Origin of the sequence: Agreia sp. Leaf244 (assembly GCF_001422695.1) — a bacterium.
Lineage (GTDB): Bacteria > Actinomycetota > Actinomycetes > Actinomycetales > Microbacteriaceae > Agreia.
In genome coordinates, this window is the sequence record NZ_LMLX01000001.1 from 719,151 (window position 1) to 744,748 (window position 25,598).

General features: G+C 67.0%; 20 protein-coding genes. 9 read left to right on the forward strand and 11 right to left on the reverse strand.

Features of this window, described 5'->3' with window-relative positions; all coding sequences use genetic code 11:
- Positions 1-41 precede the first annotated feature (41 nt).
- Complete coding sequence (locus ASF06_RS03265) at positions 42-758, forward strand: alpha/beta fold hydrolase (RefSeq protein ID WP_055943243.1); 717 nt, start codon at positions 42-44, stop codon at positions 756-758.
- On the opposite strand, the gene ASF06_RS03270 is transcribed toward ASF06_RS03265, so the two are convergent.
- From ASF06_RS03270 to ASF06_RS03290, 5 genes are all read right to left on the reverse strand, one after another.
- Positions 755-3,739, reverse strand: coding sequence for a DUF5107 domain-containing protein (locus ASF06_RS03270; protein WP_055943246.1), 2,985 nt, complete (start codon positions 3,737-3,739; stop codon positions 755-757). The two genes, ASF06_RS03265 and ASF06_RS03270, sit on opposite strands and share 4 nt — an antisense overlap.
- 62 nt (positions 3,740-3,801) lie before the next feature.
- A complete protein-coding gene (locus tag ASF06_RS03275; protein WP_200920295.1) occupies positions 3,802-4,788 on the reverse strand; it encodes an ABC transporter permease in 987 nt (328 codons plus the stop codon).
- A gap of 77 nt (positions 4,789-4,865) precedes the next feature.
- Positions 4,866-6,365 carry a sugar ABC transporter ATP-binding protein gene (locus ASF06_RS03280; protein ID WP_055943252.1) on the reverse strand — a complete coding sequence of 500 codons (1,500 nt, stop codon included), beginning with the start codon at positions 6,363-6,365 and terminating at the stop codon, positions 4,866-4,868.
- Positions 6,366-6,447: 82 nt separating this feature from the next.
- Positions 6,448-7,488, reverse strand: coding sequence for a substrate-binding domain-containing protein (locus ASF06_RS03285; protein ID WP_082479509.1), 1,041 nt, complete (start codon positions 7,486-7,488; stop codon positions 6,448-6,450).
- A 207-nt stretch (positions 7,489-7,695) separates the two neighbouring features.
- The gene (locus ASF06_RS03290) at positions 7,696-8,475 is read right to left on the reverse strand and encodes an AraC family transcriptional regulator (protein ID WP_235500873.1); all 780 of its coding nucleotides are present in this window, start codon (positions 8,473-8,475) and stop codon (positions 7,696-7,698) included.
- 185 nt (positions 8,476-8,660) lie between these two features.
- Here ASF06_RS03290 and ASF06_RS03295 point away from each other — a divergent pair, with 185 nt between their 5' ends.
- From ASF06_RS03295 to ASF06_RS03305, 3 genes are all read left to right on the forward strand, one after another.
- Complete coding sequence (locus tag ASF06_RS03295; protein WP_055943255.1) at positions 8,661-9,422, forward strand: DeoR/GlpR family DNA-binding transcription regulator; 762 nt, start codon at positions 8,661-8,663, stop codon at positions 9,420-9,422.
- 144 nt (positions 9,423-9,566) lie between these two features.
- Positions 9,567-11,615: a bifunctional rhamnulose-1-phosphate aldolase/short-chain dehydrogenase gene (locus ASF06_RS03300; protein WP_055943258.1), complete on the forward strand. Its 2,049-nt coding sequence runs from the start codon at positions 9,567-9,569 to the stop codon at positions 11,613-11,615.
- 145 nt (positions 11,616-11,760) lie between these two features.
- A complete protein-coding gene (locus ASF06_RS03305) occupies positions 11,761-13,215 on the forward strand; it encodes a rhamnulokinase (protein WP_055943261.1) in 1,455 nt (484 codons plus the stop codon).
- A 171-nt stretch (positions 13,216-13,386) separates the two neighbouring features.
- Here ASF06_RS03305 and ASF06_RS19790 read toward each other — a convergent pair whose 3' ends face one another.
- Positions 13,387-17,811, reverse strand: a complete 4,425-nt coding sequence (locus ASF06_RS19790) for an SdrD B-like domain-containing protein (protein WP_082500718.1) — start codon at positions 17,809-17,811, stop codon at positions 13,387-13,389.
- 377 nt (positions 17,812-18,188) lie between these two features.
- Here ASF06_RS19790 and ASF06_RS03315 point away from each other — a divergent pair, with 377 nt between their 5' ends.
- Both ASF06_RS03315 and ASF06_RS03325 read left to right on the forward strand, forming a co-directional pair.
- On the forward strand, positions 18,189-18,410 hold the full coding sequence (locus tag ASF06_RS03315; RefSeq protein WP_055943267.1) for a hypothetical protein: 222 nt from the start codon (positions 18,189-18,191) through the stop codon (positions 18,408-18,410).
- Positions 18,383-19,600, forward strand: coding sequence for an HNH endonuclease signature motif containing protein (locus ASF06_RS03325; protein WP_082500671.1), 1,218 nt, complete (start codon positions 18,383-18,385; stop codon positions 19,598-19,600). Before ASF06_RS03315 ends, ASF06_RS03325 begins: the two co-directional genes overlap by 28 nt.
- A 116-nt stretch (positions 19,601-19,716) precedes the next feature.
- Here ASF06_RS03325 and ASF06_RS03330 read toward each other — a convergent pair whose 3' ends face one another.
- Genes ASF06_RS03330 through ASF06_RS03345 form a run of 4 tightly spaced genes read right to left on the reverse strand, consistent with a single transcriptional unit; the run spans position 19,717 to position 22,010 of the window.
- Positions 19,717-20,481 carry an ABC transporter permease gene (locus ASF06_RS03330; RefSeq protein ID WP_055943275.1) on the reverse strand — a complete coding sequence of 255 codons (765 nt, stop codon included), beginning with the start codon at positions 20,479-20,481 and terminating at the stop codon, positions 19,717-19,719.
- Complete coding sequence (locus ASF06_RS03335; protein WP_326940830.1) at positions 20,478-21,302, reverse strand: ABC transporter ATP-binding protein; 825 nt, start codon at positions 21,300-21,302, stop codon at positions 20,478-20,480. The genes ASF06_RS03330 and ASF06_RS03335 overlap by 4 nt, the downstream gene beginning before the upstream one ends.
- Positions 21,262-21,627 carry a DUF1048 domain-containing protein gene (locus ASF06_RS19960; protein ID WP_055925098.1) on the reverse strand — a complete coding sequence of 122 codons (366 nt, stop codon included), beginning with the start codon at positions 21,625-21,627 and terminating at the stop codon, positions 21,262-21,264. Before ASF06_RS19960 ends, ASF06_RS03335 begins: the two co-directional genes overlap by 41 nt.
- Positions 21,624-22,010, reverse strand: a complete 387-nt coding sequence (locus ASF06_RS03345) for a PadR family transcriptional regulator (protein WP_055943280.1) — start codon at positions 22,008-22,010, stop codon at positions 21,624-21,626. The genes ASF06_RS19960 and ASF06_RS03345 overlap by 4 nt, the downstream gene beginning before the upstream one ends.
- A 111-nt stretch (positions 22,011-22,121) precedes the next feature.
- Between ASF06_RS03345 and ASF06_RS03350 the strand changes: the two genes are divergently transcribed.
- Complete coding sequence (locus ASF06_RS03350) at positions 22,122-22,484, forward strand: hypothetical protein (RefSeq protein ID WP_055943282.1); 363 nt, start codon at positions 22,122-22,124, stop codon at positions 22,482-22,484.
- A gap of 13 nt (positions 22,485-22,497) precedes the next feature.
- Here ASF06_RS03350 and ASF06_RS03355 read toward each other — a convergent pair whose 3' ends face one another.
- Positions 22,498-23,025, reverse strand: a complete 528-nt coding sequence (locus ASF06_RS03355) for a YbhB/YbcL family Raf kinase inhibitor-like protein (protein ID WP_055943284.1) — start codon at positions 23,023-23,025, stop codon at positions 22,498-22,500.
- Positions 23,026-23,277: 252 nt separating this feature from the next.
- On the opposite strand from ASF06_RS03355, the gene ASF06_RS03360 reads away from it, so the two are divergent.
- Both ASF06_RS03360 and ASF06_RS03365 read left to right on the forward strand, forming a co-directional pair.
- Positions 23,278-24,150: a FadR/GntR family transcriptional regulator gene (locus tag ASF06_RS03360; protein WP_235500874.1), complete on the forward strand. Its 873-nt coding sequence runs from the start codon at positions 23,278-23,280 to the stop codon at positions 24,148-24,150.
- Positions 24,143-25,543 (forward strand): alpha-hydroxy acid oxidase, encoded by a 1,401-nt coding sequence (locus tag ASF06_RS03365; protein ID WP_055943286.1) that lies wholly within the window; start codon positions 24,143-24,145, stop codon positions 25,541-25,543. Before ASF06_RS03360 ends, ASF06_RS03365 begins: the two co-directional genes overlap by 8 nt.
- Positions 25,544-25,598: the final 55 nt, after the last annotated feature.

Sequence of the window (25,598 nt, forward strand, 5' to 3'; positions counted from 1 at the left end):
ATCCGCGCACCCCACCACCCCTCACAAGTAAGGAAGAAATCATGCCAACGAAACCCACCATCGTGCTCGTGCACGGAGCATTCGCCGACGCCGCCAGCTGGGCGCCCGTCACCCTCGCGCTGCTGAATCAGGGCTACACCGTGCACGTTCCCCCGGTGTTCAACCGCAGCCTGATCGGCGACTCGGCCTACATCAGGTCGTTCGTCGAGCAGATCGACGGACCGGTCATCCTCGCCGGCCACTCCTACGGCGGTGCCGTCATCACGGTCGCGGGCGTCGCCGAGAACGTGATCGGGCTCGTCTACGTGTCGGGCTACGCGCTCGACGAGGGCGAGAGCCTGGGCCAGCTGCAGGGCGGCTTCCCCGACTCGCCGCTCGCCGCGAACCTCGTGTACTCGCCGTACCCCATCGAGGGCGCGGAGCCCGGAACCGACGTCTCTGTGAAGATCGACGCCTTCCCCGAGATCTTCGCAGCCGGTGTGCCCGCCGATACCGCACGCGTGCTCGCTGTAGGACAGCGCCCCCTTGCGGCCGTCGCCTTCTCGGAGACCGCACCGGTGGCCGCCTGGAAGACCAAGCCCAGCTGGGGCATCGTCTCGAGCGCGGACAAGACCATCAACCCCGATGTCGAGCGCTTCGGCTACAAGCGAGCCGGCGCCCGCAAGGTGATCGAACTGGATGCTCCGCACCTCGTTATGCAGACCAAGCCGGCCGAGGTCGCGCAGTTCATCACGGATGCGATCGACGAGCTCGGCTAGCCCTCGGTGTCGGGCCGGGAGGCCGAAGCCGCCGGCTCCTCCCGCGCGAAGAGCAACAGCTCGGGGTGGCTGGTCGCGAAGTAGTCGGTCACACCGTCTTCTCGAACAGCCTGGGGTGCCAGGTAGGGCGAGCGCGCCTCCCCCAGGCTGGCGGGCGGATCCGTGGGAGGGAGACCGAGAGCTGCGATCACCGAATCCCAGGCTCGGATGGCCTGCCCCTCGCCTCCCTCCCACGGGTGGAACTCGCGAGACCGAAGAATCTCGAACGCGTCTTCGACCAGCCCGCCCGCCACAAGCAGTCCGACGAATACGATCGTGAAGTCGTCGCGGGTGAGCACCAGGCTCGCGTGCGGCCGAAGACGGGCGAGGCGCTCTTCAACGGGGTGGCCGAGGCGCGACGCCAGTTGATCCTGCTCGAACAGCAGTCGCGCATCGTGAGGGGCGAGCTCGACCGCCTGTTCGTAGCGGAGCCACGCCGCCTCGTCGTTGTGCGCGATGTTATAGGCGGCGAGGCCGGCGTTGCGGAACAACACCGGATGCGCCAGGCCGAGTTCGATCGCCGACTCCCACTCCACGAGGGCGTCGTGTCGGCGACCATGCGCGAACAGCAGCATGCCGAGAAGGAACCGGGCCGTCGCATCCGCCGGCTCGATTCGCAGCGACGCCGTCAACGCGTCGTGCGCGTCGAGACCGTAGGGGAACGCTCGGGTCAGGTCGCTCTCTCTGGCCATCCGGCGCTGTTCCGCGGCGGCAGAAGCGCGTCCGAGCCCTTCGAGCAGCCCGGCGGCGACGTAGTGCGCCAGCGGAACGAGGTTGCCCGCTGCCGTGGCCGGCATCGTCGTCACGCGATCGAGCGTCGCGAGAGCCTCGTCGAATTCGCCCGCAGCCCTCAACTCCAGGGCCACGTCGAAGGCGGCCCCCGGATCGGTGAGCGGCGCTCCTCCCAGGAGCATGCGGATGGTCGGGTTCACCGGCTCGAGGGCCGACTCCGAGCGCAGCAGCGCATCCGCCCGCGCGGCGTCGCCGAGGCGGCGGAGCACGATGGCTTCGAGTACATCGCGACGACTGTCGTGCGCCGCGGCCGAGTGGAGCGAGTCGAGCACCCGCAGCGCGGCACGATGGCGTCCGCGACGCGCGAGCGACGCTGAAAGTTCATAGCCGGCGCCGGCGGCCCAGGTTCCGTCCCACCCGGCCTTGCCGAAGTACGCCTCCGCCTCGTGCACGCGGCCGAGCCGGAGAGACGCGAGACCGCCGAGGTAGAACGCCTCGGCGTCTTGCGGATTCGCGTTTCGACGGGTCAATCGCGCGAGGGCGGTCTCGATCCGTTCGATCGCGCTCGAATACGCTCCCGACCTGTAGTCGAGGTCCGCGAGCGCGAGATTCGTGCGCACGTCGCCGCCATCGCGCAGGAGCGCGGCCCGCCAGTAGTCGAGGGGCGAACGCGTGGGATGCCGGAACTGACTGAGGTGCAGCCCCGTGAGATACAGCTCTTCGACCGTCTCGATCTCGGAGGGTGGAAGCGGTTCGTCGGCGACCCACGGCTCCTCGTCGGTGACGACCGTCTGCGACCATCGCACCAGCGACCGTCCCGAGGCGTCGAGGAGTTCGATCACCGTGGAATCGGTCAGTTCATCGAACTCGATCACCGCGGGTGCCCCCGGCCTGAGGTCGGCGATTCTCGATGCCGTGACCGCTTCTCCGTCGCTCACCCGAAGCGTTGCACCCACCTGGGGCGACGTCACAGCGAAACTGGCTGAAGGCCGATCGCCTCGCTCGACGTGCACGGCGGCATCCGGTGTCGCCTGGTGCACTGCGCCGACCGCGGGCAACGGGTACCAGTACTGCGTGAAGACCTTGGTCTCGCCGGGGAGGAGCCAGCTGAAGTCGGGCTGGTTGTCGGTGTAGACACCGGCCATGAGCTCTACGTACGGCCCGTCGTCGTCGGTGAGTTGCGCATCCCAGGCGTGACCGAAGGCGGCGTCTCCCCACGTCCACTGCTTCTTGCCGGGCGAGAGCCTCCGTTCCGCCCAGTGCACGAAGCCGGCTCCCGCAGCGTGGTCATACCCGCCGAAGAAGTCCTGCTGCGAATCGACGATCATGTACGACGTCGGCACGGGGATATTGCGGTAGAAGTCGATGCGATCGGCCCCCGGCTCAGCCTCGGCGAGCGCGGCGTAGTCGACTCCGTAGTACTCACGGTCGGCGGCCGGGAATGCGGTCAGGGCCCGACGCGCGTGGTCGGCGACGTAGCGCACGTCTTCGGGAAAGAACGACTGGTAGTCGTCGTGCACAGGTGCGGCGACGTTCGCCCACCAGAGAAAGGTCTGGCGTTCGCTGGTGCGGTTGTGCAGGCGCACCGCGAGCTCGACGACGCTGCTGCCGGGTCGGAGTCGCACGCCGTGCTGGCCTGCCATCCGGGTGAAGGGGTCGTGGTCGGCACACCACACGGTCACGGAGCCGTCATCACCGTGCTCGATCGTCGTCTCGACGGGAAGGTAGGTGGCCGGCCTGTGGTGCTGCGGCCAGTTGAACTCCACGCCGCCCGAGACCCAGGGGCCCGCAAGACCCACGAGGGCGGGCTTGATGACGTTGTTGCGATAGAAGAAGTCGTAGCCGGTCGTCTTGTCGTAGCCGATGTGAATGCGGCCACCCAGTTCCGGCAGCACGACGAGTCGAACGTACTCGTTCTCGAGGTGCACGGCCTGCCATTCGCGATCGTGCGCCTGGTCGGAGACACGCTCGGTGAAGGGAATCGGATAGACCTTGCCACTCGAGCCCTGGTAGACGCGCCGGTCGAGATACATGGGATAGGTGCTCGGCTCATCGGCCTCGTAGGTGCGGATCGTCAGGGGCTCGCTCCACGCGATCGGCCGACCCGCCTCGAGTTCCGGCCTCAACGCATCCGGTGCCTCGGGCAGGACGATCTTGGCCTGAGCATGCGAGGGGTCGGGGGTGGCGGGCATGGTCGTTTCGACGGTCATTTCGTGCGCCTCGTTCGATATCGGCAGTCGGAAGTGGTGCGGTTCGGATGCTGGGCGGCTGATCAGCCGGGGATGCCGATGCGGCGCTCGCCCGAGCGCAGCTGCTGGATGACCACGGCGACGACGAGCAGGGTTCCCTGCGCGACGTTCTGCCAGAACGTGTTCACGCCGAGGAGGGTCATGCCGTTCGTGAGGACGCCCAGCAGGATGACGGCGAGGATGGTGCCGGCGATCGCGCCCTTGCCGCCCTTCAGCGCCGCGCCACCGAGAGCGGCAGCGGTGATCGCCTGGAGCTCGAGGCCTTCGGAACCCGAGATCGGCTGGCCCGACCCGGTGCGGGCCGTGATGAGGATGCCCGCGATCGCGGCAACCGCGCCCGTCACCATGTAGACCCCGATGATGTAGCGGTTGATGTTGATGCCACCGAGTCGCGACGCGATGTTGTTGCCGCCGACGGCGTAGATGTTGCGGCCGATGGTCGTGTACCGCAGCACGACATGGGCGAGCACGGCCACCAGCACGAGCACGAGGATCAGGGTCGGGATGCCCAGGAGGGTTCCTCGGGCGAGGAAGACGAAGAACGGGTCGGCGCCGGTGTAGCCCTGAGCCCGGCCGTCGGAGATGAGCTGGGCGACGCCCTTGAACGCCGCCAGGGTGGCGAGAGTGGCGATCACGGGGTTCACGCGGCCGAAAACGATGATGCAACCGTTCACGAGTCCGCAGAGCACACCGATGGCGACGGCTCCGAGGACACCCATCGCCGCCGACGTCGTCGAGGTGAAGATCATGGCGGAGGTCACCGAGGCCAGGCCCGCTATCGAGCCGACCGAGATGTCGAGCGCTCCGAGGATGATGACGATGGTCTGCACCACGGCGAGCAGGCCGACGATCGCGATCGCCGTGCCGATGACCTTGAGGTTCGGCACTGTGAAGAAGAGCGGGTTCTGGATGCCGATGATGGCGACCACGATGGCGATGGCGAGGATGAGCGAGATGTTCTGCACACCGACGGTCGTGATGACGCGTCTGAATGTCGATACCCGCTCCACGTCCGATCTCGTCGGCGCGGATGGTTGTGTCTGAGTCTGTGCAGGAAGCACGGGTTTGTCCTTTCGGGTGGCGATGTTCATGCGGCGACGTCCTCGTCCATCGCGAGGGCCAGAATGCGCTCTTCGCTCGCTTCGGAGCGCGGCAGTTCGCCCGAGATGCGGCCTGCCGCCATCACGTAGATGCGGTCCGAGACGCCGAGCACTTCGGGGAGTTCGCTCGAGACGACGATGACGGCAACGCCCTGGTGCGCGAGCTCGTCGATGATCGCGTAGATCTCGGATTTGGCCCCGACGTCGATGCCCCGGGTGGGTTCGTCGAGCAGAAGGATCTTGGGCTTGGTCGCGAGCCAGCGCGCCAGCACCACCTTCTGCTGGTTTCCGCCCGAGAGATTGCCCACGAGTTGCTCGGCGGAGGGGGTGCGGATGCGAAGCCGGTCGATGTACTCCTGGGCCAGGGCGCGCTCGGCGCGGTTGTTCACGAAGATCCACCGCGATAGGGAGCGGAGGACCACGAGCGCGGCATTGTCGCGAACCGATCGCTGCAGCAGCAACGCCTCGGCCTTGCGTTCCTCAGGAGCGAAGCCGATGCCGGCGCGGATACTGTCTGAGGGTTGCCGGATTCGGCGGGCTTGGCCCGAAACCAGGATCTCGCCGCTCGTGGTCGGGTAGTCGCCGGCGATGGTCTTCATGAGCTCGCTGCGTCCCGCGCCGACGAGGCCGGCGATACCCACGACCTCACCCGCCCTGACCGTGAGGTCGACGCCGTCGACGAACTGGTTGCCGACGCCCCTCAGCTCGAGAACGATCTCGCCCAGTGGGGCGGGGTCTCGGTGGAAGAACTGGCTGAGATCGCGCCCCACCATCATGCGCACCAGCTCATCGTGATCGGTATCCGCGACGAGCTTGGTGCCGACGAAGGCACCGTCGCGGAGAACCGTGATGCGGTCGGCGAGCTGGAAGATCTCGGCCATCCGGTGCGACACGTAGCCGACTGCGATGCCCTCGGCCTGCAATTGTCGAATCAGAGCGAACAGGAGGGTCACCTCCTCATCACCCAACGACGACGTGGGCTCGTCGAAGCAGATGATGCGTGGCCGGCTCACGACCGCCCGCATGATCTCGACGATCTGCCGTTGGGCAGGCGAGAGCTCGGATCCGAGCGCCTCGGCGCGGATCGTGCGGTGGAAGCCCCAGCGTTCGAGCTCGTCGCGCGTGCGCCGCAGGAGTGCTGTGCGGTTGTAGCCCACGGAGCCCAGGTTGCCCACGAAGATGTTCTCGGCCACGGAGACTGCGGCGATGATCTCCGGCTCTTGCGCTATGACCCGCAGGCCGGCAGCTCGGGCATCCGATGGATCACCGAAATCGACAGGCATCCCGTCGATGCTGAGTTCGCCCTCGTCCGGCCGGAAGTCGCCGTTGAGGATCTTGAGCAGGGTGGACTTGCCGGCCCCGTTCTCCCCCATCAGGGCGGTGACTTCGCCGCTGCGCAGTTCCAGTTCGACTCCGCGGAGCGCCTTGACCGGGCCGTAGCTTTTCGTGATGCCTGTCGCGCGCAGAGCGATGGATTCCTGCGTCATTGCATGTCCTTTTCAGTTGACGTCGGGATGGTCGGCTGCGCCGGGTGGGGCGACCTCGTCGCCACCCCACCCGGCCGAGCCGCTAGGTGCAGACGACGCCCTTGGCTTCCCAGTTCGTGGCATCCACGATCTCGGTGTTGGCGATCGACATCGGCGGGAGGGCGGTGCCGTTGCGCAGCAGATCGATCATCGAGGTGGCAGCGGCCTTGCCCACCTCGATACCCGAGATGAACAGCGCAGCCTTGTTGCCCGTCTCCTGACCGGCGTTCCAGTCCTTGCAGGTCAGGTACGCGCCGAGTCCGACGCCGATGATGTTGTCGGGCGAGACGCCGGAGTTCTGCAGGGCAGTGACGACACCGGTCTCACTCTCGTCGTTGCAGCCCCAGACGACCCAGTTCTTCACCCCGGCGTTGGCCGTGATGATGGCACCCGCCTTGTCCTGAGCGTCGGTGGCCGAGTTGTCGGTACCGATGTCGATGATCTCCGGACCGTCGCTGACGGCCTCGGAGAAGGCGCTCTCAGCACCGCCGACGCGCTGGGTGCAGACGGAGAGGTCTTCTTTGTAAGCAGAGAGGATGCGCGTGTCCGCTGCAGTCCAGCCCGCCTCCTGGTACAGACGGGCGGCTTCAGCGCCCACCTTCTCGCCCATCGACGTGCCGTCGAAGCCCGAGAAGGGTGCGGCGGTACCCGAAGCGTCCTCGATTGTGTCGTCGGCCGCCATGATCGGGATTCCGGCCTCCTCAGCGAGCTGAATGACCTGCGGACCGATCTGCTGGTCGGGCACCACGATGATGATGCCGTCTACCTTCTGAGCGATAGCGGCCTCGACCTCTGAGATCGCCTTGTTCGAGTCGGTGCCGAGATCCACGACATTGATGCTGACGTCGCCGTCGGCGTCGGCTGCCTGCTTGGCCCCGTTCGCCTCATCGATGAAGTACTGCTGATCGCCCTGCTTCTGCAGGAAGGCGATGGTGAGCGGCCCGTCACTCGGGCCGGCTGCGGAATCAGTGGAGGTGCCACTGGACTCCATTCCGGAGGTGCATCCGGTGAGTGCGAGCGCCGCGACGGCGACCCCGACTATCGCGATTCGCTTCCACGAGCGCGACGCTGTGTGCTTGTTCATCCGTAATTTCCTCATCTTCTTTGACTGGCCGGCAACGGAGCCGGAGTGTGACCTGGGCGGTGCTGGCGGTGGCGGGCGATCATGCCGACGGACTCACCGCACCTAAACGATATGACGGGGCACAGCCACGGCATGAGTACAAACCGATGCAATCACCTAGACGATTCTCTGATCTTTACCGCCACGAGCCAGAGACCTCGATTGCTGTCACCGATCCCGGAAGGCCTCACGGTACTGGCTCGGACTCGTGCCGTTGATGGCCCGGAAGTGGCGCGAGAAGTAGAAGGGATCGTCGTATCCGACCGCGAGGGCGATCGCCGCGACGGAGGCGTCCGTCGTGATCAGCAGCTCGCGCGCCCGGGCGCTTCTCAGACGCTTGCGATACTCCACCACACTGGTCCCCGAAGCGTGTCGGAACCGTGCCGAGAAGTGCGAGTCGCTGAAACCCGCCATCTTCGCCAGTTCGGCCACGCTCGCGTTGCTGTGGAGGTTCTCGCGAAGGTAGTCCTGCACGGCCAGAATCGGGTCGCCGGCCTCGGCGGTTCCTCTGGCGCGGTCGGCCGCGAGTTGGGCGAGCACACCCCAGGCCGCCCCCGATGCCGAGCGAAGGGAGGCGACCGTGTCGTCGCGCTCGAGGGAGACGAGCACATGCTCCAGTGCGGCACGCGCGGCGTAGGGATCGTGCGCGGGCATGACCGGAGAGAACTCGGTCGACGACTCGGCGATCGCCGTGACGAACACGTCGCTGTCGAGGCCCACGACGTGCATCCACCAGATCGTCCACGGATTGAGGGGGTCGGCACGATACCGATGCGGCGCCCCGGCAGGGATCACGACGATATCCCCCGGCGAGACGCCGTACGTCTGGCCGCGCAATTCGACATACCCGGCACCATCCGTGCAGAGGATGACGACGACCTCGTCGGCACCTCGCGGTCGGGAGCGGCCGTGGGCGGCCGCATGCGGGAAGTGCCCCGCATCGGTCACCAGAAGACGTTCGGTTATCGGCGCGGCAAGCGCCTCGACGACGCGCGGTCGCGACAAGACACGCAACCGTTGACCGGGGAACCCATCGCGGATCAGCACGCGCGCCATCCTAGGCCGTCGGACATGTTACTTTATGTGAGATAACGCGCAAACGCTTACATCGAGAAGCACGTCAGGAGGCGACCATGGCGACGACCCGCAGCTTCGGCGCCGAAGCTCGCCGTGATGCGCTGCTCGAGACCCTCCGCTCCGAGGGCGGCGTTCGGCTCGAAGCCGCCGCCGAGCAGCTGGGCGTGAGCGTCATGACCGTGCGCCGCGACCTCGACGAACTGGATGCGGCGGGCCTCGCGAGACGGGTGCGCGGCGGCGCCGTTCCGGCCCTCGACGCCCGGCCCTTCAGCGAGCGCCGCGCTACAGGCCTCGCCGCCAAGACACGCATCGCAGAGAAGGCCGCCGCCCTTCTCCCTGGCGCGGGATCGATGGCGGTCGACGCATCCACCACCGCCGGAGGCCTCGCCGCCCACCTCGCACCGACCGGTCCGCTGACCGTCGCGACCAACAGCTACGAGAATTTCGCCGCCCTCACCCAGAACAAGGCGGTCTCGCCGATTCTGGTCGGCGGCGAACTCGACGACCGCACCGGCAGTTTCGTCGGGCTGATCGCGTGCCAGAGCGCCCAGTCCATGCTCTATGGCCGGTTCTTCGCGTCGGCCTACTCGCTGGATGCGCCGCACGGCAGCTCCGAGGTGTCGCTCGCCGAGAGCCAGGTGAAGCGGGCCTTCGCCGAGCGCGCACGCGAGATCGTGCTGCTCGTCGACTCGTCGAAGCTCGGCCAGCAGGCCCTCGCCGTGGGCTTCGCGTGGCACGAGATCGGCATCCTCGTGACGGAGCTCGACCCGACCGATCCGGCGCTCGACCCGTACCGCGACCTGGTCGAACTGCTCTAGACCCCGTGCCCGCTCCCTGAGCTTGTCGAAGGGAACGCGTGCCCGCTCCCTGAACCTGTCGAAGGGCATTTCGAGCATTGTGTTCCCGCGTTAGATTTTGTAACATCTAACAAAACGCAACAAACCCCGTGCATTGGAGCGCCCATGACTTCCCCCGAGACCCCCGTCGCCGCAGCCGAGCTGATCGCCCGCTCCAACCGACTCGGACAGGACCCGAAGAACACGAACTACGCGGGCGGAAACACCTCCGCGAAAGGCACCACCACCGACCCGGTCACCGGCGAGCAGGTCGAGCTCATGTGGGTCAAGGGCTCGGGCGGAGACCTCGGCACGCTCACCGAGTCCGGCCTCGCCGTTCTGCGCGTCGACCGCCTGCGGTCGCTCGTGAACGTCTACCCCGGCGTCGAGCGCGAAGACGAGATGGTCGCCGCCTTCGACTACACCCTGTTCGGCAAGGGCGGCGCGGCCCCCTCCATCGACACGGCCATGCACGGTCTCGTCGACGCAGCGCACGTCGACCACCTGCACCCCGACTCCGGCATCGCCATCGCGACCGCCGCCGACGGCGAGGAACTCACCGCGAAGATCTTCGGCGACAAGGTCGTCTGGGTTCCGTGGCGCCGCCCCGGCTTCCAGCTCGGCCTCGACATCGCCGAGATCAAACGTCAGAATCCGGATGCGATCGGCTGCATCCTGGGCGGCCACGGCATCACCGCGTGGGGCGACACGAGCGACGAGACCGAGGCGAACAGCCTCTGGATCATCGACACCGCCGCCGCCTACATCGCCGAGCACGGAAAGGCGAAGCCCTTCGGCCCTGCCCGCGACGGCTTCGGTGCGCTCGAGAAGGCGGAGCGGCGAGCGAAGGCCGCCGCCCTCGGGGCCACGATCCGCGGCCTCGCTTCGGCCGACGCCCCCAAGGTCGGCAGCTTCACCGACGCCGACGTCGTGCTCGACTTCCTCGCCTCCAGCGAGGCACCGCGCCTCGCAGAGCTCGGCACGAGCTGCCCCGACCACTTTCTGCGCACCAAGGTCAAGCCGCTGATCCTCGACCTGCCGGCCGACGCATCCATCGAGGAGTCGATCGCGCGCCTCGTCGAGCTTCACGCCGAGTACCGGGCCGACTACCAGGCCTACTACGACCGGCACGCCACGGCCGACTCCCCCGCGATCCGCGGCGCCGACCCGGCGATCGTTCTCGTTCCCGGCGTGGGCATGTTCAGCTACGGCGCGAACAAGCAGACCGCTCGCGTGGCTGGCGAGTTCTACATCAACGCCATCAACGTGATGCGCGGCGCCGAGTCGCTCTCGACCTATGCCCCCATCGAAGAGAGCGAGAAGTTCGCGATCGAGTACTGGGCCCTCGAGGAGGCCAAACTGCAGCGGCTGCCCAAGCCGAAGTCGCACGCAACACGCGTCGCGCTCGTCACGGGTGCGGCATCCGGAATCGGCAAAGCCATCGCGACCCGCCTCGCGAAAGACGGCGCGTGCGTCGTGATCGCAGACCTCGACCTCGAGAAGGCTCAGGATGCCGCCGCGCAGCTCGGATCGACCGACGTCGCCATCGGCGTGCAGGCGAACGTGACCAGCGCAGACGAGATCCAGGCCGCGATCGACGCCGCGGTGCTGGCGTTCGGCGGCCTCGACCTCGTCGTGAACAACGCCGGACTCTCGCTGTCGAAGCCGCTGCTCGACACCACCGAGGGCGACTGGGACCTGCAGCACAACGTCATGGCCAAGGGCTCGTTCCTCGTGTCGAAGGCGGCCGCGAAGGTACTCATCGAACAGAAGATGGGCGGCGACATCATCTACATCTCTTCGAAGAACTCGGTGTTCGCCGGCCCGAACAACATCGCGTACTCGGCGACGAAGGCCGACCAGGCGCACCAGGTGCGGCTGCTGGCCGTGGAGCTCGGCGAGCACGGCGTGAAGGTCAACGGCATCAACCCCGACGGCGTCGTGCGCGGCTCGGGCATCTTCTCGGGCGGATGGGGTGCCAAGCGCGCCGCCGTCTACGGCGTTCCCGAGGAGGAGCTGGGCGCGTACTACGCGAAGCGCACCATCCTGGGCCGCGAGGTGCTCCCGGAGAACGTGGCCAACGCGGTCGCCGTGCTCACGGGCGAAGACCTCACGCACACCACGGGCCTGCACATTCCTGTCGACGCGGGCGTCGCGGCGGCCTTCCTGCGATGATGCTCAGCATGATGTCCTCGTCGCTCCCTGAGCCTGTCGAAGGGATTCGCCGCAGCGTGGTCTCCCTTCGACAAGCTCAGGGAACGGCGATAGGAACGGCGACGGGAACAGCCCTTCGACAAGCTCAGGGAACGGGGAGCGCCGCATGACCGCCGCCGTCGCCGCCGTCGACCTCGGAGCCACCAGCGGTCGGGTCATGCTGGGCCACGTCTCGCACAACGAGCTCAGCCTGCGCCCCGTGGCGCGGTTTCCGAACAACCCGGTCTCGACGATCGACGGACTGCACTGGAACATCCTCGAGCTCTACCGCAACGTCGTCTCGGGCCTCGGCGCCGCCGTGCGCGAAGAGCCGTCGGTCGAGAGCATCGCCGTCGACTCCTGGGCGGTCGACTACGCGCTCATGCGGGGCACCCGCATGCTCGGCAACCCGTACCACTACCGCGACGAGCGCACCGCCGCCGGCGTCGAGGCCACGAACCGCATCGCGTCGCCCGCAGGGCTGTACTCGTCGAACGGCCTGCAGTTTTTGCCGTTCAACACGCTCTACCAGTTCGCCGCAGACCGCATCGCGGGCTCGCTCGATTCAGCCGACACCGCGCTGCTCATCCCCGATCTCATCAACTTCTGGCTCACGGGCGTCGCCCGCGCCGAGAAGACGAACGCCTCGACGACCGGACTGCTCAACGTGCACACCCGCGAGTGGGACGACGAACTCATCACGCGCCTCGGCCTGCCCCGCGGACTGTTCCCCGAGCTGGTCGAGGCGGGCACGCCCATCGGAACCCTGTTGCCGACCGTCGCATCCGAGATCGGGCTCTCGCGCCGGGCGGCACAGTCTCTGCGGGTGACCGCCGTCGGGTCGCACGACACGGCATCCGCTGTGGTCGCCGTGCCCGCGACCGGCGACGATTTCGCGTACATCTCGAGCGGCACGTGGTCGCTCGTCGGCGTCGAACTGCCGAGCGCCGTCGTGAGCGAGGCGAGCCGCCTGGCGAACTTCACGAACGAGGGCGGCGTCGACGGGCGCGTGCGCTACCTGAACAACGTGATGGGCCTCTGGCTGCTGAGCGAATCGGTGCGCACGTGGGAGAAGGCGGGCGGCACAAAGATCGACCTGCCGACGCTCATCGCCGAGGCCTCCCAGGTCACGACGCCGGTCGCCGTCTTCGACGCCGACGACCCTCGCTTCCTCGCGCCGGGCGACCTGCCGTCGCGCATCGTCGACTGGTGCGTCGAGAACGACGTGGATGCGCCGCGCACCATGAGCGAATTCGTGCGGTCGATCATCGAGAGCCTCGCGCACGCATACGCGACGAAGATCGATCTGCTCGCCGAGTTGTCGGGGCGCACGATCAGCACCATCCACATCGTGGGCGGCGGATCGCTGAACACCCTGCTGTGCCAGCTCACGGCCGACCGCACGGGCCGCACGGTTCTCGCCGGGCCCGTGGAGGCGACCGCCATCGGCAACGTGCTCATCCAGGCCCGCGCCCAGGGCCTCGTGACCGGATCGCTCGAGAGCCTGCGCGCGCTGGTTGCGCGGGCGTTCGTCCCGACCCGATACGAGCCTCGCTCGCGTCGGCCCGATCGGGCGGCCTGACCGGCACTCTGACCGGCACTCCCTGCCGACGCGAGCCGCCGGCTCCCCGAACCGACTGAGCCCGGCGTGGCGCATCCATCATCTTTGTGGCTGAAGATTCTGGATGCGCCCGCCGGGCTCAGTCCTCTACCCCACGCGGTCGGGGGTGAGAAGCGCGCGATGGGTCAGTCGTCAGTCGACCCGTCGACGCCGCGAGATGACGAGCGCGACTCCGCCGGCGAGCATCAGCCCGAGCAGCGCCGCGAGCCCGATGGTCACGTTCGCTCCAGTGTTGGGCAGGCTTCCGGTTCCCGGCTTCGCAACCGGAACGACGGGCTCCTCCGGCGCCGGGGCGCAGTCCGAGGCGGTGGTCTCACCGCGATCGGTCACGACGGTCGCGGAGTTCAGGAACCCTGTGCCCGTCTCGCCCGTGCCGACCTCGCAGTTGCGTGCTCCCGTGGTGACGGTGGTCGGAACCGTCGCCGTGACGACGACCCGGTAGACGTGCACTCCATCGACGGGGATATCGACGTCTTCGGCGATCACCAGGTCGGTGACGCCGTTCCAGCTGTCGTTCACGTCGACACCGTCGGGTGAGTCGGTGATCTCCGCAGTGTCGACGACGATGCCGGCGCCGTAGTGCAGTTCATCCTCGACCGTGTAGACGGTGTCCACCTTGCCCGTGTTCGACACCGTCACGTCGTAAGTGATCGCGTAGCTGCCGTCGGCATTCTTCACCGGTGCACCCACGACCTGCTTGGCCACGGATGTTCCGGGGAAGGTGTTCGTGATCGTCACGTCGACGGGTTCGCCGATGGTCGTGATCGTGCCGTTCTCGACCGAGTAGGTGACGACTGCGCCGTCGGTGTCGGTCTCGGCGATGACACAGGTCGCACCGACGGGAAGGCCCGTCACCTCGGTCGGAGTTCGATCGGCCGCGACCGTCGTGTCGATCACGATGGGCGTCGGGTTCTCCGGAACGGTGCAGGTGATGGTCACGGGGAACGACGTTGCGTCGCCCGCTTCGTCACTCGTGTCGGGGTCGACGACGACCTTGGTCAGAATGATCGAGGCCGTCTGGAGCCTTGTGAGGCCGGCGTCCACGTCGAGGCGCTGCTCGTCCTGCCCGAGGGTCACTGCGGCTGCTTCACCGGTCGTCACATCGGCATCCGAATCCAGCTCGCCATCCGCACCCTGCTTGTATTGGGTGAAGGCATAGGTACTGCCCAGCCCAGCGGGGTCGAACGTCACCGTGTAGGTGCCCGACGGCAGATCGGTGAACAGGTAGTTGCCCGCCGCATCCGTGGTCGTCGACGCGGTGATCGGATTGCCGTCGACATCGGTGCCGGTCAGCGTCACAGGGAAGCCTGCGATGCCGGGCTCGCCCGCATCCTGAATGCCGTTTCCGTTGACGTCGTTCCAGACGTAGTCACCGATAGAGGAGGACACGACCGTGACGTCTCGCACAGCTGGTCCGACGGGCTGCGATACACCGACGACGCGTCCGGAGGTGCGGTTCTCGTAGACATCGGCGGCGCTGTTTCCCGACGGAGCCATGGCGATGGCGATCGTGAACGCGTCGGTCGGCGTGAACTCGCCCGCCCGGAGGAACCGGAGCCCGGTGACGTCGGCCAGCGAGGTCGGGCAGTCGGCGGCCGAGCCGGAGCCGGAGACGACTGCGCCGCCTGTAGCCGCATCACACCAGACCGTACTGCCGGTCGCTCCGTTACTCGGATCGGACGGGTCGACCTGAAGGTCGGCCGAGGGATCCGCGGTGTAGAGGGTGGCGACGCCGGTGGTGGCACCTGCCGGGGTGACGGAGACGAGTTCGAGGGAACCCGTGAAGTGCGTCCCGCCGATTCCGTTGGCCGGAAGAACGTCGATCACGTCGGCATCCGACACGTTCTGAGGCGAGTCGATGTTGGCGAAGTCGATCGTCCAGGTGAAGCCTCGGGGTGTGGTGGCTCCGTCGGGCGTGACGTCGACGACAGGCTTGTCGACCGACTTGGCGATCTTGATTCCCGTAGGAACGACGATCTGCACCTGGGCGGTGTCGGTGCGGGCGGAGGCCGGCGACGGGTCACCAGCGGAGGTGACGAGGGTGGTGTTCGTGTACAGGCCGTTGCGCACCGTGGCCAGAACCTCGACGGTGTAGAGGATCGGGTCGATCGCTGCGTTGATCTCGTTCTGCCCCAGATCCCACTTGACGTAGGTCTCATTCGCCGCACAGGTGATACCTGCGCCTGCCGGGGAGCCGAGCTGCGTCACCACGGGCGTGATCGGAGCGCCGGACTCACGAGAGGACGAGACGAAGGACTGATATTGGGGCAAGCAGTCCTCGACCACGACATCGCCGAATGAGCCGTCCGCGGCCGACGACGCGGTGAGGCTGGGGTTCAGCCGGTAGTCGATGTTCGATCCCGCGGTGTACTGCGGCACCGCTGTGTCGGTGTAGTCACCTGTGTCGGAGTTCTTGACGAACTTCTTGATGCGAGCGACGGCCTGGCCGACGATGAGGCGGTCACCCTTGCCTCCCTCATTCGTCGCAGGATCGTAACTCGAGAGCTGCTTCGTGGCGTCGGGGTCGGCGAGCACGGCGTCGCGGTCGATGACACCCTGGGACTCGATGGTGCTGGCCCAGTTCGGCAGGATCGTGCCCTGCGGCCCGGCCGTGTCGAGCACCGTCAGAGCGATCGAGGCGTTGACCCCGAACTCCTGGTCGCTGGCCGACCGGGTACTGAAGCTGACCCGCACACGATTCACCCCCTGCCAGAGACCGTCTACCACGGTGGCACCGGGTACCGCGGCCGCGGAGTCGTACCACGTTCCGGTCGAGCAGTCGCTGTCCGCACCGCTTCCGGGCGTCGGCGTCGAGCTGTACTGGATGCTCAGGTTCGCGAGCTGCGAGATGTCGGCGTCGTAGGCGGGACTGGTGAAGTGGAAGCCGGAGATCCACACCGGTGAACCACCCGAAGGAAGGCGGACTACGGTCGAGCCGCCCGCATCGGGGAAGTCGAAGGTCGACGGCATACCGAGCTTGGTGTCGTCCCAGACATCGCAGACGATCTTGCTCGTTGAGAACTGGGTCCCCGTGCCGACCGGGATGTTCTGGAGAGAATACAGATTGCTGAGAACGGTCTGGCCCGGCAGCACGACGGTGTTTCCATCGTGAGCGAACGATGATCCAGGAGGGCCTTCGAACTGGTAGGCGGTGTAACCGGTGGGTACTGCGCCCTCATTCGTCGTGAGGGTATTGCCCGGATCACCTGTGACGCCGGAGAACACCTTGTCGAACGAGCCCGTGGAGCGCACATTGGTATTGCCCGCCCGCGTGTTGTTCGACGGGTCTTCTCCCTCGTTCGGGTTGCCCGCGATGTCGGTGGCGACCACATTGGTGTACGTGTTGCGCCAGTCGAGGTTCGAGACGCCGTCGACGGAGGTACCGAGATCAGTGATGGCCTCGATAGGCAGTTCGATGCGGACCGTGGTCGAGACGACGAGCCCCGCATCCGCAGGAAGGGCGAGACCGTCTTGCGACAACGAGGGAACCGTGAAGGCTGTGGTGTCGGCGTCGGTGATCACGATGTCGACCGGCGTGCCGAGCGACGTCTGCGCGCAGGTGATGGACCCGCTGTTGCGCACCGAGTCGGTGTTGGTCGCGCTTCCCCCACTCGGATTGGGCAGTGCGGCGTGCAGGTTGGCGATACCGCCGTTGCAGAACGACAGACGGGGCGCGTACTTGTCGAGCGCACCAGCGCCAGCGGCCGTCCAGGCTGCGGATGCCGTGGTGCCCGCGCCGAAGAATGCGTCAGGGCTCAGATCTTCGGTCACAATGATCGGCGACGCCAGCGGCGTGATGCCCTTTCCACCCGAGGGTGCGTTGATGGTCAGCGGAAAGTCCATCTCGAAACAGGCGCGTGTGCTGTCGAAGGAGCAGGCGGCGGAGTACTGGTAGAACGGCCCGCTGGTGTCGCTGGTGCTTGTGAGGCGCTTGGACACGTCGAACTGCGCGGCCGCCGAGACGGTGTGCTGCACGTTCTCCGATGTCGCGGGAGTGGTCACCTGGTCGGTGGTTGCCGATACGGAGACCGGCCCGAGGACCGTGCCGTTCGGCACCTCGGGCCGCACCTTCGACAGGAAGTCGTAGTTCAGCGAGGTGCCCTGGCTCTGCGGAGCCACCAGGCAGTCGATCGCCTGCGCCGGCAGCGACGTCCACGATGTGGCCGTCGTCGGCACCACCGGATCGGGCAGTGTCGCCGGCGTCAACGTGGAGCCCGGGAGGCAGAACGGCGGCAGCGACACAAGCCCCTCGCCCTGCGGCAGGGTGAAGGTCAGATGGGGCGCGGTCTGGTCGCCGCCCTCGTATCGGATTCCCACCGCGTAGGTGACGGTGTCGTTCGTGCGGACGACGTCGTTGCTGTCTGACGAATCGTGACCCGCCGCATCGTCTGCATCGAAGGGGCCGGTGCCCGTCTTCTGAGAGAGTGTCACGTTCAGCGTCTCACCCGCCGCGGAGGCGGGAGCCGCGACCGCGACGCCGCTCACGGCGAGGACGGTGATGGCGACGAAGCCGAGCAAGGTTCGAAGTGGTCGGGTCGGTGCAGGCCGTGAGGGCATGTGGGTCTCCTTGGGTTTTTTACCTGAGAGAGTCCCCACTCTTTCTCCGTGCGATTCTCACCATAGAGCCAGATCGACTCATATGTGAGAAAAATTTCTGAAATGTGTAATTAGGTAGATGTGAATTAATGAATTCAGAGCGATCAAAACAGGGGAAGGCCGACGGCGAGCCTCGAAAGTGGCCTCAATGCTCCTATTGGAAGAGAGAACCGAGCCGTAAGTTCATGACGCGAATTCACGAATTTTCCTCATCCGACATGCAGAGCATCTCCTCCACAGGATTTGATTCGCAACTCTTTTCCACAGGTACATTCCCTGATCAAGCCGTGAAAGGGACACCCGGACTCAGTGTCGGTGGCTCGTGTTTGAATTCCTGCATGCACCTCGAGAACGCGACCCTCGGCGACATCGCCGAACGCCTTCGCGAGCTCTTCGAGGCAGACCGGGGCCGCTCATCGGCAGACGCTCTGCTCGAGTCGGCCGCCACCTGGGACGTCTCTGAACGAACGGCGGCCTCACAAGTGCAGCTCGGTCGAGAGATCGGCTCGCACCTCTCGAACACCGGCCTTCCGTGCCCCAGCAGATTCCCCGCCGTTTAGAAGGCGTTCTTCGCCGGTCAGATCGGAGCAGACACGGCGACCGTCATCTGCCGCGCGCTCACCGACATCGCATCGCGAACCACCTTCACCTCCGCTCTCGACGAAGCCGAGCGGCACCTCATGGGCGTCGCCACGGCCTCCATGCCGCCGACCGGTGCCCCCGGGGGCACGACCGAAACCGATCCGGATGGCGACACCGCGGGCGGCCGCTCGGGCACGGCCCCGCGGCTCTACAGGTCGAAGAGATCGCCCGGCTGGCCATACGCATCCGCGAGCATCTCGACCCCGATGGCGCCGAACCCCGCGACGCTGCCAAGCAGCACCTGCGCGGGTTCAGCTACCCGAGGATCGGCTCCGACGGCATGGCCCGCGGCCGCGAAGCACTGCCACCGCTGCAGCTCGGCGTCCTCCTGGCAGCGATCGACCCCATTCTGAGCCCTCGCACGGCCGATTCTGCGACGGCCGACCCTGCGCCGTCCGACTCGGGCCCCGACAACGAGCCGACATCATCCGGTGAGGCCCACCCTGCCGGCACCCCAGACGACCGCCCCTTCCAGGCCAGACGGCCCGGCCACGCTGTCTCGTCGGCCTCGCTCGACGAGCGCACGTACGAGCAGAAACTCCTCGACGCCCTGATGACGCTGATCGAGCAGGCAGCCGGGTCGCCGTCGGCATCACTGCTGAACGGAGCCGCGCCCACAGTCAACGTGCAGGTCGCGGCGATCGACCTCGAAGCGGGTCGGGGCGTGGGCTGGATCGATGGCAGCTCCGAACCGATCCCGGTGAGTACGGTGGCGATGCTCCAGTGCACAGGCGACACGATCGTCAGCATTTTCGGCACCCACGGCGAAATACTCAGCCACGGCAAGACCCACCGTGTGGCAACCCGAAAACAACGAAGAGCATTGGCCGCTCGCGACGGCGGCTGCGTCTTTCCCGGGTGTCACGACCCGCCCTCGCGCTGTCAGGCGCACCACGTGATTCCCTGGGTCAGCACGATTTTCGAACCCGGCGCCACCGACGTCGACAACATGGCGCTGCTCTGCGCGTTCCACCACTCGGTTATTCACCGTTCCGCGTGGCGGCTCACCATGATCCACGGCTCGCCGCACATCACACCGCCCTCGTGGGTCGACCCGCGACGCACACCGCGGCCGGCGGGCAGGCGACGAACGGCGGGGCCATGGTGAACCACGGTCTCTCGCTGCCGAACCACCGCCACCCGCCTGTCGGCCCGGGCTGTCGGCCCCGCCTGTCGGCTCGGGCTCGCCACTCCCCCTCGGCCCCACCCTCAGCTCAGCTCAGCTCAACTCAGCCGGCGACGGTAGATCGCGAGCGCCGCCAGGTATGCGACGACGAGTATGCCGCCGAGCCACGCCAGCGCGATCCAGATCTCGCCGCCCACGGGCTGCCCTGCGAGCAGGACCCGGATCGTGTCGACGATCGATGTCACGGGCTGGTTCTCTGCGAACCAGGCGACCGGCCCCGGCATCGAGTCGGTGGGAACGAAGGCCGAGCTGATGAATGGAAGGAAGATCAGCGGGTAGCTGAACGCGCTCGCCCCGTCGATCGACTTCGCCGAGAGGCCCGCGATCACGGCGATCCAGGTCAGGGCGAGGGTGAACAGCACCACCAGGTCGGCGACGGCGAGCCACGCGAGCACCGATGCACCCGACCGAAAGCCGAGCAGCAACGCCACACCCGTGACGACGACCACCGAGATCAGATTGGCGGCCATCGAGGTGAGCACGTGCGCCCACAGAACGCTCGACCTCGCGATCGGCATCGACCTCAGTCGATCGACGATGCCGCTCTGCATGTCGAGGAACAGGCGATAGGCCGTATAGGCGATTCCCGACGCGATGGTGATGAGCAGGATGCCCGGGAGCAGGTACTCGACGTACGGCACGTCGCCGCCCGTGTCGATCGCACCGCCCAGCACGAAGACGAAGAGCAGCATCAGGGCGATCGGGGTGACGGCGGTGGTCACGATCGTGTCGGGGCTGCGCAGAATGTGCCGCAGCGACCGCGCTGTCAGAACGGCGGTGTCGCCGATCACGTGAGTTGTCATGACTGATCCTTTCGACGTGAAGCATCTGGAGCGCCCGAACCGACGAGCGCGAGGAAGACCTCCTCGAGAGACGGTCGTTTCTCCACGTACTCCACCCGCGCTGCGGGGAGAAGGCTGAGGAGTTCATCGAGGGTGCCACTGCGAATGATCGTTCCCTCGTGCAGGATGGCGATCCGGTCTGCGAGCTGCTCGGCCTCCTCGAGGTACTGAGTCGTCAGCATCACGGTCGTCCCCGAGTCGGCGAGCGATCTGATCGTCTGCCAGACCTCGGCGCGGGCCTCGGGGTCGAGCCCCGTGGTCGGCTCGTCGAGAAAGATCACCGCAGGCGAGCCGATGAGGCTCATCGCGATGTCGAGACGTCGCCTCATTCCACCCGAATACGTCGCGGCGCGACGATCTGCCGCGTCGGTGAGTGAGAAGCGGCCGAGCAGCTCTTCGGCGATTGCGCCCGCCTTCGGAAGGTGGCGGAGGCGCGCGATGAGCATGAGATTCTCCCGCCCCGACAACACCTCGTCGACGGCGGCGAACTGCCCCGTGAGACTGATCGACTCGCGCACTCGCCCCGGCTCGACGGCCACGTCGAACCCGTTCACGATCGACGAGCCCGCATCCGATGTCAGCAGCGTCGAGAGGATGCGCACGAGAGTGGTCTTGCCTGCACCGTTCGAACCGAGAAGCGCGAAGACACTGCCCCGATCGACATCGAGGTCGACGCCGCGGAGCACGGCGAGGTCGCCGAACGACTTGGCGAGCCCGCGCACCCGGATGGCGGGCCCCGCGTCAGGCCTGGTCGGCGACGGCACGATCGATCGATTCGACAAGCCGGGCGCGTTCCTTGCTGATCCACTGCCCGTCGCTGTAATTCCTGATGAACTCCTCGGCGAATTCCACAGGATCGTCGCCGACGATCTCGCGGATCGGCGTCGAGTCCGTGGCCGCGCGCTCGACGAGGTCGGCGAGGTCGTCGAACATCTGCACGAGCACGTCTCCCTTGCTGACCGCGCCGGCATAGGTGAGGTAGCGCTCGAGCCCGTCGATCGCGGTGCGGTAGCTGGCAGGCAGCTGCTTCTTGCGCGCCTTGTACTCGCGCCAGCGCTTCTTGTCTTCGAACGATCCGGTGATCTGTTCGATCCAGGCGGCGGTCATGAGTGTTCTCCTTCGATTCGTGGTGTCGGTGTTCGTATGGTGTCTGTCGGTGGAGCGTCGACACGGGTGCGAAGCTGCTCGATGCGCTCGGCCAGGAAGCTCCAGTTGCCCCAGAACTCGTCGAGGGTGCGGGCGCCGGCGGAGTTCAGCGTGTAGACCTTGCGCGGCGGCCCCTTCTCCGACGGCTCCTTCACGACGTCGACGTAGCCGCGCTGCTCGATGCGCAGGAGCAGGGCATAGATGGTGCCCTCGGCGATGTCGGCGAAACCCTGATCGCGCAGCCAGGCCGTGATCTCGTAGCCGTACGCCGCCCGATCGCTGAGGATGCCGAGCACGATTCCCTCGAGCGCACCCTTGAGCATCTCGGTCGCCTGCTTGCCCATCCGGACTCCCTACTACTCAGTGTTGTTGACTACCACTACATAGTAATCATGAGTACCGGTAGATAGCAATACTGATTAGCAGAACGGCAGAGGATGGGTACGGTGGTGCGCATGGGCAGACCATCCGACGACGCGGTCGAACTCCTGCATGAGATCGCCGCCATCCTTCGCGCGGCTGGCCCCGTCGAGCTCGGAACCATGTTCCACAATCCCGGAATCCGCACGGGCACGAAGATCGTCGCCTTCATCGGCAGCGACGACCGACTCATCGTGAAGGTGCCGCGCGAGCGCGCGCTCGAGTTGATCGAGCAGGGGCGCGCCGCGCCGCTGTCGATGGGTCGCCGAACGATGCGCGAGTGGATCGAGGTGCCGGCGGGCGACGATCTGCACACGCATGACCCCTCGAAGACGCTCGAGACCTGGTCGGCGCTGACCAGGGAATCCTTCGATTACGTGCGGTCGCTCCTCAACTAACCGCCAGCGCGACTCAGTCGGAGACGCTGTAGGGGGCGCTGATCACGGCGCGACCGATGCCATGGAAGAAGAGATTGAAGCCGAGCATCGCGGGAGACGCGTCTGCGGGAATGTCGAGGGCCTCGACGTCGACCGCGTGCACGACGACGTAGTACTCGTGGTCACCGTGGCCGGGAGGAGGGGTGGCTCCGACATATCCGGCGACGCCGCCGTCATTGCGCAGGGTGGTCGCACCCTGCGGCAGAAGGTCGCTGCCCGGCGTCCCGGCGCCGGCGGCGAGACTCGTCACCTCGGCCGGAATGTTGAAGACGGCCCAGTGCCAGAAACCGGATGCCGTGGGCGCGTCGGGGTCGTAGACCGTCACGACATAGCTTTTGGTCCCCTCGGGCGCACCTGACCAGCTCAGCTGGGGCGAAATGTCGCCGCCCCCTGCCCCCGCCCCCACCTGGTCGTTCGACAGCCGCACTCCTTGCTTCACATCGGTCGACTCGAGGTCGAACGCCGGGAGCTTCGGAAGTCGATCGTAGGGGTTCGCGCTCATTGGGAGTCCTTTGTTCGGGTGCCGTTGCCCTCCGACAGGCTCAGGAACGGGTCTCGCTCAGGGAACGCATCCCGGGAGCCCGTTGAAGGAGGGCTGGCTTAAACGCTAGACCCGGCACCTGAGAAAGCGGAATGGATGGACAACCGGCGACACCGCGATTATGCTGTGGTCTGACCACATGGCCTGACCACAGACGGCCTGACCACAGAGCACAAGACGCCAGTGACAGCCAGCGATCGAGGAGGACGCGACGTGACTGCCACCGATACACGCGCCGCCGCATCCGTTGCCCCGATCGACCCGCGCCGCGCCTGGCAGGTCGTGCTGGAGCACATCGAGGCCGACCTGCTCGCGGGGCGCCTCGTTCCCGGCGACCACCTGCCCGCCGAGCGGACCCTCGCGAGCGAGCTGGGCGTCGGCCGCTCGTCCGTGCGCGAGGCGCTGCGCGTGCTCGAGGTACTCGGGCTCATCCGCACTCAGACCGGATCGGGCCCGCAATCCGGCGCCATCATCGTGGCCCGCCCATCCGGCGGCATGTCGTCGCTGATGCGGCTGCAGGTCGCGGCCCAGGGCTTCGACGTTCGCGACGTGGTCAAGACCCGACTCGTGCTCGAGGCGGCCGTCGTGACCGAGCTCGCCGAGGCATCCGTCGCCCGTATCGACGGGCTCGATCTCGGCCCCGCCGTCGAGCTGCTCGACGCTATGGATGCCGATGGCCGGATCTCCGAGGCCGAGTTCCTCGCGCTCGACGCGGCCTTCCACCTGGCGCTCGCCGAGCTCTCGGGAAACGCCGTGATCGCCTCGATGATGGCGGGCCTCCGCAACTCCATCGAGAGCTACGTTCTCGCCGGCGTGCCGAACCTGCCGTCGTGGCCCGAGACATCCGGCCGCCTGCGCCACGAGCACCGCGACATCGTCGACGCCATCGAGAAGGGCGATGCCGAGCTCGCCCGCAGCCGTGTTCGCGCCCACATCACGGGCTACTACACCGAGACCAACTTCATCTCCGCACCGACCGACACCCTTCGACAGGCTCAGGGAACGCTCCCTGGGCTCATCGAAGGCAACCGTTCCCTGAGCTCGTCGAAGGGGACCGAACCAGATAGAGGACTGCCCCATGGTTGAACGCCGCTTTCCGAACCCCAAGGAACTGCTTCCCCTGATGCAGTTCAAGAAGCCCGAGCTCGACGGCAAGAAGCGTCGGCTGCAGGGCGCGCTGACCATCGACGACCTGCGCACCATCGCCAAACGCCGCACCCCGAAGGCGGCGTTCGACTACACCGACGGATCGGCCGAGGGCGAGATCTCGTTGAGGCGTGCACGCCAGGCGTTCCAGGACATCGAGTTCCACCCGTCGATCCTGCGCGACGTGTCGAAGCTCGACACGACGACGCAGATCCTCGGGGGCACCTCGACCATGCCCTTCGGCATCGCCCCCACCGGCTTCACCCGCCTGATGCAGACCGAGGGCGAGATCGCGGGGGCCGGGGCCGCCGCCGCGGCCGGCATCCCGTTTACACTCTCGACGCTCGGAACGTCGTCGATCGAGGCCGTCAAGGCGGCGAACCCCACCGGGCGCAACTGGTTCCAGCTCTACGTGATGCGCCAGCGTGAGATCTCCTACGGTCTCGTCGAGCGCGCCGCAGCGGCCGGCTTCGATACGCTCATGTTCACCGTCGACACCCCCATCGCCGGCGCGCGCCTGCGAGACAAGCGCAACGGCTTCTCGATTCCTCCGCAACTCACCGCGGGCACCATCATCAATGCCATCCCTCGGCCGTGGTGGTGGTACGACTTCCTCACGACTCCCCCGCTCGAGTTCGCGTCGCTGTCGTCGACCGGCGGCACCGTGGGCGAGCTGCTCGACTCGGCGATGGACCCGTCGATCGACTTCGACGACCTCGCGTTCATCCGCAGCATGTGGCCCGGCAAGATCGTGATCAAGGGAGTGCAGAACCTCGAGGACTCGAAGCGCCTCGCCGACCTCGGCGTCGATGGGATCCTGCTCTCGAACCACGGAGGGCGCCAGCTCGACCGCGCCCCGATCCCGTTCCACCTGCTGCCCGACGTGGCCCGCGAGGTCGGCGGCGACGTCGAGGTCATGGTCGACACGGGCATCATGGACGGCGCCGACATCGTGGCCTCGCTCGCCCTCGGAGCGAAGTTCACCCTCATCGGCCGCGCCTACCTCTACGGGCTCATGGCCGGAGGGCGCGCGGGCGTCGACCGCACGATCGCGATCCTGTCGGAGCAGATCGTGCGCACGATGAAGCTGCTCGAGGTCGCCTCCATCGAGGAGCTGACCCCGGCCCACGTCACGCAGCTGCAGCGCCTCGCGCCCCGCGCCGTCTCGGCGCAGACCGCCGCGGTGGCCGAGCAGGCCGCCTCGCGGCCGTCGAAGGGCACGGCGTCGTCGGCTGGCGCGCGCAAGGCGCCGACCCGCAAGCCCGCCGCATCCACCCCCGCGGTCGCCAAGGCGGCGGCGAAGAAGGTCGAGGCGACGCCGGCCGACGCATAGTCGCTGTCTGATTCGTCGTTTCTTGTTCCGGAGGAGCGCTCCGCCGTGTGGATAG